We start from the raw sequence: 13,578 nt of genomic DNA on the forward strand, positions 1-13,578 counted from the left end.
AGACAACGACAACAAGGCAGTTTTTTGGTGTTTTCCCAGGTTCGTCGCGCGGTGATTGCCGCGTTTCTCAGCTCATCGGTTGCATGGCCGGTTTTTGCGGATACGGGTTCGGGCTCTTATCTGGCGGGACGTCAGGCGATCTATCAAAGCGATTACGTCGCTGCCGAGCGGTATTACAGCCGGGCGCTGAACTTTGATCCGAAAAACGCAAAGCTGTTGGAAAGCGTGCTGCTGGCGCGCATCGCGCTGGGCGATATCGAAGGCGCATTGCCGGTCGCCGAAGCCACCGATTCAGGCGACGGTCCAAATCAGGCCGGGCGCATGGTGATCTACGCCAACCTGATCGCACAGGACAAGCTGGACGAGCTGCTGGCGCGCGACCCGGAAACGCAGGGCGTTGGTCCGCTGGTCGACGGACTGGTGATCGCCTGGACCCATATCGGTCAGGGTGCCGTGACCCAGGCGATGGAGCAGTTTGACACCGTCGCGATGCAGGAAGGGCTGCGCGAGTTTGCGCTGTACCACAAGGCAATGGCGCTGGCGTCCATTGGCGATTTCGAAGGCGCCGAAGAGGTCCTGGTCGCCGACAATGGCGCGGTCTCACGTATCTCGCGCCGGGCGGCGCTGGCCCGGGCCGAGATCCTGTCTCAACTGGATCGCAACGATGACGCGTTGCAGTTTCTCGAAGATGTGTTTGCCGCCGGGAACGATCCCTTCATCGAGAACTACACCGCACGTCTGGCGGCGGGCGAAACGCTGCCGTTTACCCATGTGCGTACCGCGCGTGATGGCATGGCCGAGGTGTTCTTCTCGGTCGGATCGGCGTTGAATTCGGATGCGGCGGATGACTATGTGCTGCTGTACACGCGCATTGCCAACTTTTTGCGCGCTGACCACATCGATGCGATCCTGCTGACGGCGGAGCTTCTGGAAGAGTTGCGGCAATACGACCTTGCGGTCGACGCCTATCGCGCCGTGCCGCCGGACAGTTTCGACTATCACGCGGCGGAACTGGGCCGGGCCGAAGTGCTACGCCAATCCGGCAAGACCGACGCGGCCATCGAAGTGTTGCAGAACCTGGCGGTGCAACAGCCTGATTTGCCAGGCGTGCACGTCGCTCTGGCAGACCTGCTGCGCCAGCAAGAGGATTACGCGGCTGCCGTCGCCTCTTATGACACCGCCATCAATCTGACCGAAGCCGGAGCCGGAGCCAACTGGTTCCTGCATTACGCCCGCGGCATATCGCATGAGCGGCTCAAGAACTGGGAAAAGGCCGAGGCGGACTTCCGCAAGGCATTGGAATTGAACCCCGATCAGCCGCAGGTGCTGAACTATCTGGGTTATTCGCTGGTGGAACGGCGCGAAAAGCTGGACGAGGCACTGGACATGATCGAGCGCGCTGTCGCGGCGCGCCCCGACAGCGGCTATATCGTCGACAGCCTGGGCTGGGTCCTCTTCCGTCTTGGCCGTTACGACGAAGCGGTCGATCACATGGAACGTGCGGTCGAGCTGATGCCGGTCGATCCGGTGGTCAATGACCACCTCGGGGATGTGTACTGGGCCGTGGGCCGCGCGCGTGAGGCGCAGTTTCAGTGGAAGCGCGCGCTGTCCTTTGTCGATCCCGAAGATACCGATGGTGAGGCCGACCCCGACCGTATCCGCCGCAAGATCGAGGTCGGTCTGGACGTGGTGTTGGACGAGGAAGGCGCTGACCCTTTGAAGGTCGCCAATGACGGCTAAGGCTTTTGCGCCCGCCAAAATCAACCTGACCCTGCATGTGATCGGCCAGCGCGCAGATGGCTATCACCTTCTGGATTCGCTGGTGGTTTTTGCAGATATCGGGGACGATCTGACGCTGTTGCCGGGGCCCGAACTGTCAATGACGATCAGTGGTGAACATGCCGAAGGTGTGCCTGCCGATCAACGCAATCTGGCCTGGAAAGCGGCAGAGGCTGTGGGCTGGATCGGACATATCGACTTGCACAAAGTTCTGCCTCATGGTGGTGGCGTCGGAGGTGGTTCGTCAGACGCTGCCGCCGTGCTTTCGGCGCTGTCAGGGCAGGGGATCAATGTTCCGACCAATGTGCCCTTGTCCCTGGGGGCGGATGTTCCAGTGTGCCTGACGGGTCAGGCCACTCGAATGCAGGGCATCGGCGAGAACTTATCGCCCATATCCTTGCCGCAGCTTCCGGCTGTTCTGGTCAACCCTGGTATTTCCGTGCCCACCGGGGCAGTGTTCAAGGCGCTTGCATCGCGGGACAAGCCCCCGATGCCCGAGGTGATCCCCGATTATTCGACGCCCGAGGGCTGCGCCGACTGGTTGCGCGGGCAGCGGAACGATCTGGAAATCCCGGCAATGGATGTGGCCCCGGCGATCGAGGGGGTTCTGGACGCGCTTGAAGCATCCCGGCACACCCTGTTTGCCCGCATGTCTGGCTCGGGCTCGACCTGTTTTGCGCTCTATCCCACGATGAAGGACGCACATTTCGCGGCCTACGAAATCGGCGCGGCCCATCCCGATTGGTGGTGCTGTGCAACGAAGCTTAATTGAGGCGGGACACCACGTAGTCGGCCAGATCGCGCAACAGGGTGCGAAGCTCATGATCCGGCAGTGCGGTCAATGCCGCCTTGGCCTTGGATGCCCAGCCACGCGCGTCCACGCGCGTCGCCTCTAAGGTTCCATACTTGTTCATCAGGGTCAGAGCATGATCCAGATCGCCCTCTTCCTGGCGGCCCTTGCTGATCGTACGCTCCCAGAAGGCATATTCCTCGGGGGTGGCTTGCGCCACGGCTTTAATCACCGGAAGCGTCAGTTTGCGTTCGCGGAAATCGTCGCCGACATTCTTGCCGGTTGCCTTGCTGTCCCCCTGATAATCCAGCAGATCATCCGCAATCTGAAACGCGATGCCCAGCGCATCTCCATATTCAAACAAAGCCCGGACCTGCGGTTCCGGCGCTCCGGCGATGACGCCACCAACCTCGGTCGCAGCAGAAAACAGCGCCGCGGTTTTGCCGCGTACGACCTGAAGGTAGACGCTTTCATCCGTACCCAAATCGGTCGCTGCGGTCATTTGCAGGACCTCACCTTCAGCAATCGTCGCCGAGGCATTGGCGAGGATATCCAGAACCCGCAGAGATCCGGTTTCAACCATCAACTGAAAGCTGCGCGAGAACAGGTAATCACCAACCAGAACGCTGGATTTGTTGTCCCACAGCAGGTTCGCCGTAGGCCGCCCGCGCCGCTGGGCGCTTTCATCAACCACGTCATCATGCAACAGCGTGGCGGTATGGATAAACTCCACTGTCGCAGCCAGCCGCACGTGGTGGTCGCCGGAATAGCCAAACAGACGCGCCGCTGCCAGCGTCAGCATGGGACGCAGGCGCTTGCCGCCAGCCTCGACCAGATGCGCGGTGACCTCGGGAATACGCGGCGCGTGCTCAGAGGCCATACGCGTCTGGATCAGCGTGTTTACCGCCGCCATTTCAGGTGCAAGTATTTCGGCCAGCCGCTCGTGAGGCTTTGAAATTGCGCTGACTGTCATCACACTCCTGATACAAGGCTCGACTTCCGGCTCACCTTGCCCTTACATCCATCCCCATGAAAGAACTTCTGCGCAGCACCGATCCGACGATCCTGGCCTTTGCATCCGCCCTTCTTAAGGGCGAGGATATAGACTGCTTTCAGATGGACGTAAATATGAGCATCCTCGAAGGCGGTATCGGAATCTTCCCTCGGCGCCTGATGGTGCGTGCCGATGACCTGATCCGCGCTGAACGGGTCATGCGCGACAATGAGATCCCGTTGGGGCGATGACGCGTTTTGCCGACAGCGAATTGACCTGCAATGATTTTCTGGGCGGTCAGGTGCGTCTATGGCAACCCCGGTCTGGCTATCGCGCTGGCGTGGATCCGGTTCTGCTGGCTGCTTCGGTCCAGGCCTACGCTGATCAAACAGTGCTGGAATTGGGATGCGGCGCGGGGGCTGCGATCCTGTGCCTGATGGCGCGCGTGCCGCGGTTGCAGGCAATGGGCGTGGAATTGCAGGCAGAATATGCGGATCTGGCGCGCCGAAATGCCGCCGAAAACCGCGCAGCACTGACCGTCGTCGAAGCGGATTTGACCGCGTTGCCGTCCGAATTGAAACAGCAACAGTTCGACCATGTTTTGGCAAACCCGCCTTACTATCGGCCCGGGGCTCACAGCCCCGCAGTGGATTCGGGGCGACGGATCGCCTTGGGTGAGGAAACCCGCCTGACCGACTGGGTGGATGTGGCTGCCAGACGGTTGGCGCCCCGTGGTTATGTACACATGATCCAAAAGGCCGACCGCTTGCCCGATTTGTTGGTGGCCTGTTCAGGGCGGTTGGGCTCGATCGAGGTTTTGCCGCTTGCACCGCGAGCCCATCGCGCCGCCGAACTGGTGATCGTTCGGGCGCGCAAAGGTGGGCGCGCAGCGTTTCGCCTGTTGGCACCGGTCATCTTGCATGATGGCGCGCGGCATGAGCGCGACGGGGAAAGCTATACTCCCGTGGTCTCGACCGTGTTGCGCCAGGCTGCGCCGTTGGCCGGGTTTTCCGAAGATTAGGCAAAGACTGGCCCAATTTGTCGGATTTGTAACAGATTCTGTGCGTCAGAGGCGTGACAGGCTGGAAACGATGTGATCAACTTCTTACGTAATACATGCAACCAGAAAAGGAGGATCGCCATGAGCGTGAGCGCACATCTGACGGAACTGAAGAAGAAGCATGAAAATCTCGGTCTCCAAGTGGAAGAAGCCCAACGCTCGCCAGGCATCGACGATCTCCATATCGCCCAGCTGAAAAAACAGAAGCTGAAGCTCAAGGAAGAAATTGAGCGCCTTTCAAACTAGGACTTCAGACTGGCGCGTGCGGCAATCGCCGCCCCGCCGGTCACCAACAGGGCCGCGATCGCAAGACCCCAGGTCGGGGCGGCGAACCCGGCCAGTACCAACGCCAGTGTAGACAGCAATGGGGCCGCATAGGATGCCGTGCCCAAAATCTGAATGTCGCCGCGTTTCACCCCGATATCCCAGACATAGAAGGCCAATCCGACGGGCCCAAGCCCCAGGGCCAGCACCGACGCCCAGCCAAGCGCGCTGCTGGGCAAAACGGTTTCCTCGACCGCAAAGTGTAACCCCCATGATGCGATGGCCGTAACCACGCAAAACACAGCGACCGAGCTGGTCGGTACATCCCCCAAGCGTCGCGACAGAACCGAATAACCTGACCACGTCAACGCACATAGCAGGGCTAGCCCGTAGCCAGGCAAGTGCTGGGCCTGGAATCCTGCGCTGCCGCCGCCGCCGATGATCACGGCGGCCCCGGCAAAGCCCAGGCATGCACCCAAAAGATGCCCAACGCGCAGAGTCTCACCCGGCAACAGGCCCGAAAACAGCACGATCAACAAAGGCCAGAGATAAGCGATCAGCCCGGCTTCGGCCGCTGGGGCCATGCGCAGAGCAGAGAAATACAACGCGTGGTAACCAAACAAACCAATCGCGCCGAACAGATAGGTTACCCATGAAACCTGACGAAGCTGCGTGAGCCCGCCAGTTGCGACAACCCAAATCAACCCCAACGAACCTCCGATCGAAAAACAGATCGCGTTCAGCAACAAGGGCGGTGTCGGCACGGACCCGACCGTGAACAGGGCCAGCAGCGACCACAGCAAGACCGCGACGAATCCAACGGCAGTTGCGCCCATCCTTGTCATTGGGAATCAATCCTCATTGGTGAGAGTAGCCCTGAATTCATCCGAGATTTGCGGGGCGGTTTCAATCGCGGTCCGCAATCGCGCCTCGAATTCCCCGGTTTGAGGCAGGGTTTTGGAATTGGCTGGATGCCGCAAAAAAAGGCCGATCCCAAGGGACCGGCCTTTCGACTATTCTAGTTGCTCTGGCTCAGACGAAGAACTGCGCACCGTTGGCCGAGATGGTCGAGCCATTGATGAACTGCGAATCGTCCGACGCAAGGAACGCCACGCAGCGCGCGATTTCTTCCGGTTCACCCAGACGACCGGCCGGGATCTGGCCGATGATGGATTCGCGCACCTTTTCTGGCACCGCCATGACCATCTCGGTTGCGATATAGCCGGGGCAGATCGCATTGGCAGTGATACCCGCACGCGCGCCTTCCTGCGCCAGCGACTTGACGATACCCAGATCGCCCGCCTTGGTCGCGGCATAGTTCACCTGAGCGAACTGGCCCTTCTGTCCGTTGATCGAGCTGATGACGATGACGCGGCCAAACTTGCGCTCGCGCATGCCAGGCCAGACAGGGTGAACGGTGTTGAAAACACCGGTCAGGTTGGTGTCGATCACCTGATGCCATTGTTCCGGCGTCATCTTGTGGAAGGGTGCGTCGCGGGTAATGCCTGCGTTTGCAACCACGATGTCAATCGGGCCAACTTCGGCCTCGACCTTTTCGATGCCCGCTTTGGATTCGTCATAGTCGCCGACGTTCCACTTGTAAGTGGCGATGCCGGTTTCTTCGGTGAACTTAGCCGCCGCTTCATCATTTCCCGCATACGTGGCCGCAACATTGTAACCTTCGGCCTTGAGCGCCTTGGAAATTGCTGCGCCGATGCCGCGAGAGCCGCCGGTGACGAGTGCTGTACGTGCCATTTAGGAATCCTCCAAATTTAGTCGGCTTGGTAATGCTGTTACTCTGAGAGAAAGCGATGCGCAATATTGTTTCGCGGTCAAATTGGCATTTCCAGTCATCAATATCGTCGCATCACAGTATTAGGGTCGAATTGTAACAAAAAAGGGCGCCAGTCGGGCGCCCTTTTCTATTGAATTATCAAAGCACTTAGTCGCGCTCCACGCAAAGGGCAACGCCCATGCCGCCGCCGATGCACAAGGTCGCCAGACCTTTCTTTGCGTCGCGGCGTTTCATTTCGAACAGCAGCGTGTTCAGAACCCGGCAGCCCGAGGCACCGATCGGGTGACCGATGGCGATCGCACCGCCGTTGACGTTCACGATCGACGGATCCCAGCCCATGTCTTTGTTCACAGCGCAGGCCTGTGCCGCGAAGGCTTCGTTGGCTTCGACCAGATCCAGATCGTCAACCGACCAGCCCGCTTTCTCCAGCGCCTTGCGCGAAGCATAGATCGGGCCAACGCCCATGATCGACGGGTCCAGACCAGCGGTTGCGTAAGATGCGATACGGGCCAAAGGTTCGATCCCGCGCTTTTCGGCGTTCTCGGCCGACATCAGCAGGGTCGCGGCAGCACCGTCGTTCAGACCGGATGCGTTGGCCGCCGTGACCGAGCCATCCTTGGTGAAGGCGGGGCGCAGCTTGGCCATGGCCTCCATGGTCGCGCCGTGACGGATGTATTCGTCGCTGTCCATCACGATATCGCCCTTGCGGGTCTTGATGGTGAATGGCGTGATCTCATCCGCGAATTTGCCGGCCTTTTGCGCGGCCTCGGCCTTGTTTTGCGAAGCGACGGCGAATTCGTCCTGCATGTCGCGGCTGATCTGCCACTTTTCCGCGACGTTTTCCGCAGTCTGGCCCATGTGATAGCCATTGAAAGCGTCCCACAGACCGTCACGGATCATTGTGTCGATGTATTTCATGTCGCCCATTTTCTGACCGGCGCGCAATGCGGCGGCATGGGGCGAAAGGGTCATGTTTTCCTGACCACCGGCGGCAACGATTTCAGCATCGCCCAACTGGATGTGCTGTGCGCCCAGCGCAACGGCGCGCAGGCCCGAGCCGCAGACCTGGTTGATGCCCCAGGCTGCGCTTTCCTGCGGCAGACCGGCATTGATATGCGCCTGGCGCGCGGGGTTCTGACCCTGGGCGGCAGTCAGGACCTGACCCATGATGGTTTCGCTTACCTCGGCCTTTTCGACCCCGGCGCGGTCCACAACCGCTTCGAGAACGGCGGTGCCCAGATCATGTGCGGGGGTGTTCGCAAAAGAACCGCCAAAACTGCCGACACCCGTGCGTGCAGCGGATGCGATTACTACGTTGGTCATATAGTCAATCCTTTACCGTCATGGTCCAGCCGAAGACCCAGCGGCGTGCATGAGAGAACATCCCTGATGCAACATAAGCGCCCCGTGATCCCCGCTTGTGTGCGTTCTGGAATACCTCAACGCTGCACGTGCAGCAATGGACAGCTTGTCTCACAGCCCCAAGTGGCAAAGTGTCGCGTTGGCAAACAGTGTGCTAACTGGCGGTTTTGGCGTTGTTTTCCTGGACCCAAGGCCGTGTGACCGAAGGCGCGCCGAACAGGTAACCCTGCAGACAGTCAACGCCGTTGGCGACAAGAAATTCGGCATCTTCTTTTGTTTCGACCGATTCGGCGGTGACAAGAATTTCGAATTCCCGTGCAACCGCGATCAGGGCGCGGACCAGTGCCTGATTGTCAGGGTTCTCGCTGACTCCGCGCACGAATTGCCCATCGATCTTGGCGGCATCGAAAAGAAACTCGCGGAAGTGGCGGAAACTGAAATTGCTGGCGCCGAAATCATCCAGCGCAAAGGCGATGCCGCGCGCCTGCTGCCGGTCCATGAAATCTGTGACCAGCTCCGGGACCTGCATGGCCGAACTTTCCGAGATCTCCAGAATCAACCGTTCGCCCAGCGTGTTGTCCTTCCTAAAAAATCGGTCCAGCACGCGCGACCACCGGGCATATCCGATAGAGCGGGCGGACATGTTGATCGACAGCCGGATATCGGGATTGTGCCGCAAGGTTCGCAGGCCTTTTTCCAATGCGACGCAGTCCAGATCCCGCCCGATCGGAGAGTTCTCGACCTGCGGCATGAACTCGCGCGCGGGGATCACCCGTCCGGTTTCGTCCAAAACGCGAATGAAAGCTTCGTAGAAGGCGACGTTGTGCGGCGCGCGCGCCTGCATCACGGGCTGAAACGCCAGCTTGCATTGTTTGTGTTTGACCGCGTCGGTCGCCATAAGCACCGCCGAGCGATCCCGGGCCGTGACCGCCGCGTTCAAAGGGCTGTCTGATCCTTCGGGCAGATCTTGGATGTTCTTGTCCCGCATGGACGCACCGTTTGTTGAGCCAATTCCGCCTCAGTGTCAGGTCAAACAGGTGAATCTGCGGTTAAAAAATTGCGAAAAAAGCGCGGCAACGCCGTTTGGGATCAGCGTGTCGATTGCCACGCGCGCCCTAGCGCGGATGCGGCTCCGAACAGCGCACCCACCAGCCCGAGCACCATAAGACCAAAACCAAGGGCCAGAAGGGCCGCAGGGGCCTCGGGGTTCAGCGCAGTCAGCATGGCAAGGATCAGACCAGATAGGCCTGTTGCGGTCGAAAATGTCGTTAAGCGTGTCATCTCAATGCGATACTCAGAAATAGGAACATTCGCCCGATATGGCGCATCGGGCAGTAATTTCAACACTTGTCAGAAAATTTGGGCGTTATTTAGACCTGTTTCGCCCGTGAAGAAGGCGCGGTGGCGTCAAATTGCTCAAATCCGGGCGTTCCGCGATCCTGTGGATTTCGGGCGAGGTGCTTGGCCTTGATCTGGGCCGAATTATCGCGGCTGCCGTCATGACTATACCCCGGCGGCGCAAAGCAATAGGCCAGCCGCTGCCGCAGGCTGAGGCCCGGTTGCGTAGCATCACGCCAGATGCCAACCCACTCGTGAAAGGCGACGCGCAGCGGGTTGAAGGTGCCGATATTGTGCACCAGACCATAATCGACGCGGTCATCTTCCTGTTCGGGCACGAAGGTTCCGAACAGCTTGTCCCAGATGATGAACACACCAGCAAAATTGCAATCCAGATAGCGCGCGTTGCGCCCATGATGGGCACGGTGATGGCTGGGCGTGTTCATCACCGCTTCGAACCAGCGAGGCATCTTGCCGATGGCCTCTGTGTGAATCCAGAATTGATAGATCAGGTTCAGGCCACCGACAAACAGCACCATCGCCGGATGAAAGCCCAGCAGGATCAGAGGCGCTCGAACCACCATCATGAAGGTGAACGTATAGGTCCAGGTCTGCCGCAACGCTGTTGTCAGGTTGTAGTGCTGCGAGCTGTGGTGGTTCACATGGCTGGCCCAGACCCAACGAATGCGATGGCCAAAGCGGTGCACCCAGTAATAGCGCAGGTCGTCCAACACAAAGCACAGGATAATGACCGGGATCGAGGTGCCGAGGTTCAACGGCGTGATCTGCCACAGCCACATGAAGAATGCCCAAGCGATGAAGCCCAGCAGAAAGCCTGACGCGATATTCCCGGCTCCCATGATCAGTGAGGTCACGGCGTCGCGGGTCTCATACCGACCGCCTTTGCCCTTGAGTGCGATCCACAGGAACTCGGCCAGAATCGCGGCGATGAAGAAGGGGACGGCCCATTGCACGGCGTCGGGGAAATTTACGGCGTCGGTCATGCGGGCTCCAATAGGTGGCGCCAATGACGGCGCTCGGTCTCATCAAGGCGGATAATGGCCCGGGGTGTTCCGAACTCGTGAAACTGAACCTCGAAACCGTCGGGATGTTCGATCCAGTCGAAATCCAGCAGGTGGCGGGCTACAGTGTCTGCCCCCAAGGCCCACAAAAGCCCGGCACCGGTGTTGGTGCGGACCAGAGCTGTATGACCGTCATGCGAGATGGTCAGGTCGATCACATCATCATCTGGGAAATGCCGCACCCATTCGGTCCGGGCCTCTTCGGGCGTCAGAGCGCGTATCCGCGACCGTCCGGTCAGATGCAATAGCGCCGTGACGCCGGCTATGCCGCCGACCACCAGAACTAAGAGTATCTCAAGCGGCATCGCGACCTCCCCACGCGCAGAGTGCAAAGCGGGCGGGGGACTGTCAAAGGTGGCGTGGCGTCAGGTGCCTTCGACCCGTTCGACAATCTCGTGTTGCACCACCCTTTGCACGAACGGGCCAAGGCCCGCGGGTCCCGAGGCGCGATCCTTAAGATGGATGCAGATGTCCGGCCGACGGGCAGCTATGATACCCACCATCTCGCCCCGGACCGAGTCATCAAGACCAGCACCCATTATGGCGCAGGCGATGCGCGGTTCGGCGTCCAGTTGACGCCGGACCTCATCGGGATCATGCGCTCCCAGCCATTGGATCGGCATATGGTCAAGCTGTTGCGCGACGTCGCCGATCACGTTGGGCAGTTTTCCAATCAGCAGAACAACCGGTTTCATGGCCGTCTTCCCTTCTGATGTCGCAAAGAAAAAACCGGCCCAATCGGGGCCGGTCTCAGCATAGCACATTTTTGTCCTGACCGCTTGGGGCGTCAGCTGTTGGCGTTGACCAGGGTCGACACAATCGCCTTGGCGCTGTCCGAGTTCCATTCGGCGTCACCGATCAGACGCGCGATTTCGTTGCCATCGGGGTCGATGATGACAGTAATCGGCAGGCCGATGACACCCATTTCCCGCGCGACCGCCTGTTTAGGGTCCTGATGCCGCGGCAGGTTGGTGATGCCGTTTTCGTCGAAGAACTTCTTGATCCCGGCGGGTGAATTGCGTCCGGTGGCCAATGTCAGAACCTCGAACTTGTCGCCGCCGAATTCTTCCTGCAATTCGGAAATCTGCGGCATTTCCTTGCGGCACGGCGCACACCACGTGGCCCAGAAGTTCAGCAGGACGTATTTACCCTTATAGTCCGCCAACGTTGCGGTGCCGCCATCATCCTCCAATTCGAAGGCAACCGGTTCGACGGGCTTTGGCTCTTTGTGCAGGATCAACCGTTTCAGGCTGCCGTCACGCAGCGGTCCAAGTGTTTCCGCGTCGGTGGCCAAAGCCGCGTTTGCACCCAGCGCAAGGGCCATATAAAGGGGGATCAGACGAAATAGGCGCATATCAACTCCGGGTTTTTGCAACATGACCGATCAATCCTCGAACCAGATGTGGGGCGGCCGCTTTGCCGCCGGTCCAGACGCGATCATGGAGGCGATCAACGCCTCGATCGGGTTCGATCAGCGGATGGCAGCCCAGGACATTGCAGGCTCGCGCGCCCATGCCGCCATGCTGGCTGCCACAGGCGTTATTACTGATAGTGATGCGCAGGCCATTCGGGAAGGGCTGCTCACAGTCTTGTCAGAAATACAGAACGGCGCGTTTCAGTTCTCGACCGCGCTGGAAGATATTCACATGAATGTCGAAGCGCGCCTGAAAGAGGTCATTGGTGAGCCCGCGGGCCGTCTGCACACGGGCCGCAGCCGAAATGATCAGGTTGCGACCGACTTCAAACTGTGGGTCCGTGATCAGTTCGATGCGGCGGAAACCGGTCTGCTGGCGCTGATCCGCGCGCTTTTGGCGCAGGCCGAGGCCGGGGCCGATTGGGTCATGCCCGGTTTTACCCATTTGCAGACTGCGCAGCCGGTGACATGGGGCCACCACATGATGGCCTATGTCGAGATGTTTGGTCGCGATCTGTCTCGCGTGCGCGACGCGCGTGCCCGGATGAACGAATCCCCCTTGGGCGCTGCTGCGCTGGCGGGTACCTCTTTCCCCATCGACCGTCAGATGACAGCCGAGGCGCTGGGCTTTGACCGACCCGCCGCGAACTCGCTGGATGCGGTTAGCGACCGCGACTTCGCGCTTGAATTCCTGTCCACCGCATCGATCTGCGCCGTGCACCTGTCACGCTTTGCCGAGGAACTGGTGATCTGGTCCTCGGCCCAGTTCCGCTTTGTGACGCTGTCAGATCGCTTCTCGACAGGCTCGTCGATCATGCCGCAGAAGAAGAACCCCGACGCGGCCGAGCTGATCCGGGCCAAGGTCGGGCGCATTTATGGGGCGAATACTGCCCTGATGATGGTGATGAAAGGCCTGCCTCTGGCCTATTCGAAGGACATGCAGGAAGACAAGGAACAGGTCTTTGACGCCGCCGACAATTGGATGTTGGCGCTGGCCGCGATGGAGGGCATGGTCAAGGACATGACAGCCAACCGCGACAGCCTTGCCGCCGCTGCCGGTTCCGGCTTCTCGACCGCGACCGATCTGGCCGACTGGCTGGTGCGGGTGCTGGGCCTGCCGTTCCGCGATGCACATCATGTCACCGGATCGCTGGTTGCGATGGCCGAATTCAAGGGCTGCGACCTGCCTGATCTGGCGCTTGAGGATATGCAAACGGTCCATGCAGATATCACCGACGACGTCTTTTCTGTCCTAACCGTGCAAAATTCGGTAAACTCGCGCCAGTCCTATGGTGGTACGGCACCCGATCAAGTGCGGGCCCAAGTCAAGCGGTGGAAGGCGCTGGTGTAATGCAGATACGACGCGTGGTACTGTTGATTGCCGCTGCGGCGGCGCTGGCCGGATGCGGCGCAGATGGCGAACCCATTCAACCGACGATGAGCGCCAATGTTGGGATTGGCACAAGCGGCTCTTACGGCGGTGTTGGCCTTGGGCTGAGCCGTGGCGGGCTGGGCGTCTATTTGGGTTTGTGAACGCAGAATGAAGCTCATCGGCGCAGCCTTGGTGCTTGCTCTGCTCGCAGCCTGTGAACCGGCCGGCAATCCGCGCCCGGAACCCGAGGCCAGATCCAGCGGCTCAGGCGTTTCGATCTCGGGCTATGGCCGGGTTGGCGTGTCTACTGGCGGGTGAGGCGCGGAAT

Annotated in this window: 18 protein-coding genes; 8 read left to right on the forward strand and 10 right to left on the reverse strand. The window is 60.0% G+C overall.

What is annotated here, in order from left to right:
* Positions 1–24 precede the first annotated feature (24 nt).
* Together ACR0JA_RS12025 and ACR0JA_RS12030 are read left to right on the forward strand one after the other, a co-directional pair.
* On the forward strand, positions 25–1,740 hold the full coding sequence (locus tag ACR0JA_RS12025; RefSeq protein ID WP_480574680.1) for a tetratricopeptide repeat protein: 1,716 nt from the start codon (positions 25–27) through the stop codon (positions 1,738–1,740).
* Complete coding sequence (locus tag ACR0JA_RS12030) at positions 1,730–2,551, forward strand: 4-(cytidine 5'-diphospho)-2-C-methyl-D-erythritol kinase (protein WP_480574682.1); 822 nt, start codon at positions 1,730–1,732, stop codon at positions 2,549–2,551. The genes ACR0JA_RS12025 and ACR0JA_RS12030 overlap by 11 nt, the downstream gene beginning before the upstream one ends.
* Here the strand turns inward: ACR0JA_RS12030 and ACR0JA_RS12035 are convergent.
* Entirely contained in the window at positions 2,544–3,542 is a 999-nt protein-coding gene (locus tag ACR0JA_RS12035; protein WP_480574685.1) for a polyprenyl synthetase family protein, read from the reverse strand. The two genes, ACR0JA_RS12030 and ACR0JA_RS12035, sit on opposite strands and share 8 nt — an antisense overlap.
* Before the next feature lie 56 nt (positions 3,543–3,598).
* Between ACR0JA_RS12035 and ACR0JA_RS12040 the strand changes: the two genes are divergently transcribed.
* The 3 genes from ACR0JA_RS12040 to ACR0JA_RS12050 all read left to right on the forward strand — a co-directional run bounded on the left by ACR0JA_RS12040 (position 3,599) and on the right by ACR0JA_RS12050 (position 4,869).
* Positions 3,599–3,814, forward strand: a complete 216-nt coding sequence (locus ACR0JA_RS12040; RefSeq protein ID WP_170712606.1) for a putative signal transducing protein — start codon at positions 3,599–3,601, stop codon at positions 3,812–3,814.
* Positions 3,811–4,584, forward strand: a complete 774-nt coding sequence (locus tag ACR0JA_RS12045) for a tRNA1(Val) (adenine(37)-N6)-methyltransferase (RefSeq protein WP_480574688.1) — start codon at positions 3,811–3,813, stop codon at positions 4,582–4,584. The genes ACR0JA_RS12040 and ACR0JA_RS12045 overlap by 4 nt, the downstream gene beginning before the upstream one ends.
* A gap of 120 nt (positions 4,585–4,704) precedes the next feature.
* On the forward strand, positions 4,705–4,869 hold the full coding sequence (locus ACR0JA_RS12050) for a YdcH family protein (RefSeq protein WP_480574691.1): 165 nt from the start codon (positions 4,705–4,707) through the stop codon (positions 4,867–4,869).
* On the opposite strand, the gene yddG is transcribed toward ACR0JA_RS12050, so the two are convergent.
* From yddG to ACR0JA_RS12095, 9 genes are all read right to left on the reverse strand, one after another.
* A complete protein-coding gene (yddG, locus tag ACR0JA_RS12055; protein WP_480574693.1) occupies positions 4,866–5,732 on the reverse strand; it encodes an aromatic amino acid exporter YddG in 867 nt (288 codons plus the stop codon). The two genes, ACR0JA_RS12050 and yddG, sit on opposite strands and share 4 nt — an antisense overlap.
* Positions 5,733–5,919: 187 nt before the next feature.
* Positions 5,920–6,642 carry an acetoacetyl-CoA reductase gene (gene phbB, locus ACR0JA_RS12060; RefSeq protein WP_480574696.1) on the reverse strand — a complete coding sequence of 241 codons (723 nt, stop codon included), beginning with the start codon at positions 6,640–6,642 and terminating at the stop codon, positions 5,920–5,922.
* A 187-nt stretch (positions 6,643–6,829) separates the two neighbouring features.
* Positions 6,830–8,005 carry an acetyl-CoA C-acetyltransferase gene (locus tag ACR0JA_RS12065; protein ID WP_480574699.1) on the reverse strand — a complete coding sequence of 392 codons (1,176 nt, stop codon included), beginning with the start codon at positions 8,003–8,005 and terminating at the stop codon, positions 6,830–6,832.
* Between the two features lie 193 nt (positions 8,006–8,198).
* A complete protein-coding gene (locus tag ACR0JA_RS12070; RefSeq protein WP_480574702.1) occupies positions 8,199–9,032 on the reverse strand; it encodes an EAL domain-containing protein in 834 nt (277 codons plus the stop codon).
* Between the two features lie 101 nt (positions 9,033–9,133).
* The gene (locus ACR0JA_RS12075; protein WP_480574705.1) at positions 9,134–9,325 is read right to left on the reverse strand and encodes a hypothetical protein; all 192 of its coding nucleotides are present in this window, start codon (positions 9,323–9,325) and stop codon (positions 9,134–9,136) included.
* An 89-nt stretch (positions 9,326–9,414) separates the two neighbouring features.
* The gene (locus ACR0JA_RS12080; RefSeq protein ID WP_480574708.1) at positions 9,415–10,386 is read right to left on the reverse strand and encodes a sterol desaturase family protein; all 972 of its coding nucleotides are present in this window, start codon (positions 10,384–10,386) and stop codon (positions 9,415–9,417) included.
* Positions 10,383–10,769: a hypothetical protein gene (locus ACR0JA_RS12085; RefSeq protein ID WP_480574711.1), complete on the reverse strand. Its 387-nt coding sequence runs from the start codon at positions 10,767–10,769 to the stop codon at positions 10,383–10,385. The genes ACR0JA_RS12080 and ACR0JA_RS12085 overlap by 4 nt, the downstream gene beginning before the upstream one ends.
* Before the next feature lie 60 nt (positions 10,770–10,829).
* Positions 10,830–11,159, reverse strand: coding sequence for a hypothetical protein (locus ACR0JA_RS12090; protein ID WP_480574714.1), 330 nt, complete (start codon positions 11,157–11,159; stop codon positions 10,830–10,832).
* Between the two features lie 92 nt (positions 11,160–11,251).
* Positions 11,252–11,818: a TlpA disulfide reductase family protein gene (locus tag ACR0JA_RS12095; RefSeq protein WP_480574717.1), complete on the reverse strand. Its 567-nt coding sequence runs from the start codon at positions 11,816–11,818 to the stop codon at positions 11,252–11,254.
* A gap of 22 nt (positions 11,819–11,840) precedes the next feature.
* On the opposite strand from ACR0JA_RS12095, the gene argH reads away from it, so the two are divergent.
* Genes argH through ACR0JA_RS12110 form a run of 3 tightly spaced genes read left to right on the forward strand, consistent with a single transcriptional unit; the run spans position 11,841 to position 13,568 of the window.
* Entirely contained in the window at positions 11,841–13,229 is a 1,389-nt protein-coding gene (gene argH, locus ACR0JA_RS12100) for an argininosuccinate lyase (RefSeq protein ID WP_480574720.1), read from the forward strand.
* Positions 13,229–13,411, forward strand: a complete 183-nt coding sequence (locus tag ACR0JA_RS12105) for an argininosuccinate lyase (protein WP_480574723.1) — start codon at positions 13,229–13,231, stop codon at positions 13,409–13,411. Before argH ends, ACR0JA_RS12105 begins: the two co-directional genes overlap by 1 nt.
* 7 nt (positions 13,412–13,418) lie before the next feature.
* A complete protein-coding gene (locus tag ACR0JA_RS12110; protein WP_480574726.1) occupies positions 13,419–13,568 on the forward strand; it encodes a hypothetical protein in 150 nt (49 codons plus the stop codon).
* Positions 13,569–13,578: the final 10 nt, after the last annotated feature.

The sequence above is a fragment of the Ruegeria sp. AM4 genome (genome assembly GCF_056540665.1).

Coding starts and splice junctions, on each gene's coding strand:
- ACR0JA_RS12080 (WP_480574708.1), bottom strand. CDS start 10,386: ATGACCGACGCCGTAAATTTCCCCGACGCCGTGCAATGGGCCGTCCCC.
- ACR0JA_RS12105 (WP_480574723.1), top strand. CDS start 13,229: ATGCAGATACGACGCGTGGTACTGTTGATTGCCGCTGCGGCGGCGCTG.
- ACR0JA_RS12070 (WP_480574702.1), bottom strand. CDS start 9,032: ATGCGGGACAAGAACATCCAAGATCTGCCCGAAGGATCAGACAGCCCT.
- ACR0JA_RS12110 (WP_480574726.1), top strand. CDS start 13,419: ATGAAGCTCATCGGCGCAGCCTTGGTGCTTGCTCTGCTCGCAGCCTGT.
- ACR0JA_RS12030 (WP_480574682.1), top strand. CDS start 1,730: ATGACGGCTAAGGCTTTTGCGCCCGCCAAAATCAACCTGACCCTGCAT.
- phbB (WP_480574696.1), bottom strand. CDS start 6,642: ATGGCACGTACAGCACTCGTCACCGGCGGCTCTCGCGGCATCGGCGCA.
- yddG (WP_480574693.1), bottom strand. CDS start 5,732: ATGACAAGGATGGGCGCAACTGCCGTTGGATTCGTCGCGGTCTTGCTG.
- ACR0JA_RS12050 (WP_480574691.1), top strand. CDS start 4,705: ATGAGCGTGAGCGCACATCTGACGGAACTGAAGAAGAAGCATGAAAAT.
- argH (WP_480574720.1), top strand. CDS start 11,841: ATGACCGATCAATCCTCGAACCAGATGTGGGGCGGCCGCTTTGCCGCC.
- ACR0JA_RS12045 (WP_480574688.1), top strand. CDS start 3,811: ATGACGCGTTTTGCCGACAGCGAATTGACCTGCAATGATTTTCTGGGC.
- ACR0JA_RS12065 (WP_480574699.1), bottom strand. CDS start 8,005: ATGACCAACGTAGTAATCGCATCCGCTGCACGCACGGGTGTCGGCAGT.
- ACR0JA_RS12095 (WP_480574717.1), bottom strand. CDS start 11,818: ATGCGCCTATTTCGTCTGATCCCCCTTTATATGGCCCTTGCGCTGGGT.
- ACR0JA_RS12075 (WP_480574705.1), bottom strand. CDS start 9,325: ATGACACGCTTAACGACATTTTCGACCGCAACAGGCCTATCTGGTCTG.
- ACR0JA_RS12090 (WP_480574714.1), bottom strand. CDS start 11,159: ATGAAACCGGTTGTTCTGCTGATTGGAAAACTGCCCAACGTGATCGGC.
- ACR0JA_RS12035 (WP_480574685.1), bottom strand. CDS start 3,542: ATGACAGTCAGCGCAATTTCAAAGCCTCACGAGCGGCTGGCCGAAATA.
- ACR0JA_RS12040 (WP_170712606.1), top strand. CDS start 3,599: ATGAAAGAACTTCTGCGCAGCACCGATCCGACGATCCTGGCCTTTGCA.
- ACR0JA_RS12085 (WP_480574711.1), bottom strand. CDS start 10,769: ATGCCGCTTGAGATACTCTTAGTTCTGGTGGTCGGCGGCATAGCCGGC.